This window comes from Neobacillus drentensis, from assembly GCF_036966985.1.
Classification (GTDB): domain Bacteria; phylum Bacillota; class Bacilli; order Bacillales; family Cytobacillaceae; genus Neobacillus; species Neobacillus drentensis_E.
The window spans coordinates 2,599-4,296 of record NZ_JBALSN010000383.1; the positions used below are offsets into that span (position 1 = coordinate 2,599).

Sequence of the window (1,698 nt, forward strand, 5' to 3'; positions counted from 1 at the left end):
CTGAAAAACGTCTATAAGTCCCAAATTCAATTTCCACACCAGACTAGTTTATTTCCACCTAGTTCTTCAAGTAACTCTTCAGAAAAATCTTCTGGCATTACACCAAATCCCGACATCATTCGTGACCAAATCCGCCAATACGAAACCAATGATATTGCCGTCATCACAATATTGGATAAAGAATATCCCCCATTGTTAAAAGAAATTTATCAACCGCCATGGGCATTGTTTGCCAAGGGTGATCTCTCCCTGCTCGAAAAAGACCCCAAACTTGCCGTAGTTGGTTCTCGTCAGGCTACTCAATATGGAAAAAATGCCATTCGAATGATTTTTCCAGGTTTAATAGATCAAGGGGTACTAATAGTAAGTGGTTTAGCAAGGGGAATTGACGCGCTTGCCCATGAATATGCGATAAAAAATGGAGGAAATACCATTGCCGTGATTGCTGGTGGGTTTTATCATATTTATCCCAAGGAAAATATGAACTTAGCTTTAGAAATGATGAAAAATCAACTTGTTCTTTCAGAGTATCCGCCTGATACAAAGCCGCTAAGATGGCATTTTCCATCGAGAAATCGAATCATAAGTGGTTTGTCTAAGGGGACCCTTATTATAGAAGCAAAGCGAAAAAGCGGCTCCCTGATCACCGCCAATTTTGCGGTCAATGAGGGAAGAGATGTATTTTCCTTACCCGGAAGTATATTTAATCCGTATTCAATCGGTGCAAATGAATTAATTCAACAAGGGGCAAAGCTGGTAACAGGTGCGGAGGATATATTGGTTGAAATTAGATAAAACTCTAGATTAGCAATAAATTTTAAGAAAAAATTGTTTATTTTTAAAGGTTTTTATGAATAAATGGAGAAATTAGCTTAAAAAGGTTGCAATAATTTCTAATTTGTTATACATTTTCCAACAGATGTTCGAAAAAAAGAATATTTGCACATGGAATAAATAATTATGTAAAAAACATATAAAAGAAAAACTTTGGGATAGGGCAGTTTTGTAAAGTATTTTCTCCGGTCTATTTAGGTAAAACTGGTATGTAGGAAAGCTTCTCAAAAGAAAAGCACCTTAGAAACAGAAATTTTGCCAGATTCGGGGCGCTTCTACACTTTCCCTCTTAAGGAGGATATTTAAATGGCAGATTTTCTTGTAATCGTTGAATCGCCGGCAAAAGCGAAAACGATTGAACGATATTTAGGAAATAAATATAAAGTAAAAGCATCAATGGGACATATCCGCGATTTGCCACGGAGCCAAATGGGGGTTAATGTAGAAAATAGCTATGAACCAAAATATATTACGATTCGTGGAAAAGGTCCCGTTTTAAAAGAACTAAAAACAGCAGCTAAAAAAGCGAAAAAAATCTATCTCGCAGCTGACCCGGATCGTGAAGGGGAAGCAATTGCATGGCATTTAGCCCATAGTTTATCAGTCGACATTAGTTCTGATTGTCGAGTCGTTTTTAATGAAATAACAAAAGATGCGATTAAAGAGTCATTTAAGCATCCACGTCCAATTAATATGGATTTGGTGGATGCCCAGCAGGCACGTAGAATTCTCGACCGGCTTGTAGGCTATAATATAAGTCCTCTTCTCTGGAAAAAGGTGAAGAAAGGGTTAAGTGCAGGCCGAGTTCAATCTGTTGCCGTTCGTCTAATTATCGACCGTGAAAATGAAATCAAAGCCTTTGTC

The 1,698-nt window shown here is 37.5% G+C and carries 2 protein-coding genes (1 of these 2 only partly in view); both read left to right on the plus strand.

All coding sequences use genetic code 11. The features are described 5' to 3' along the window. Window positions 1-795, plus strand: the 3' portion of a protein-coding gene (dprA, locus tag V7659_RS22705; RefSeq protein ID WP_335542453.1) for a DNA-processing protein DprA. 93 nt of this gene lie to the left of the window's left edge; the window shows 795 of its 888 coding nt (coding positions 94-888); the start codon falls outside the window, past its left edge; it ends in the stop codon at window positions 793-795. 345 nt (window positions 796-1,140) lie between these two features. Next, window positions 1,141-1,698 (plus strand): type IA DNA topoisomerase (locus tag V7659_RS22710; protein WP_335542454.1); only part of this gene is annotated, 558 nt, incomplete at its 3' end.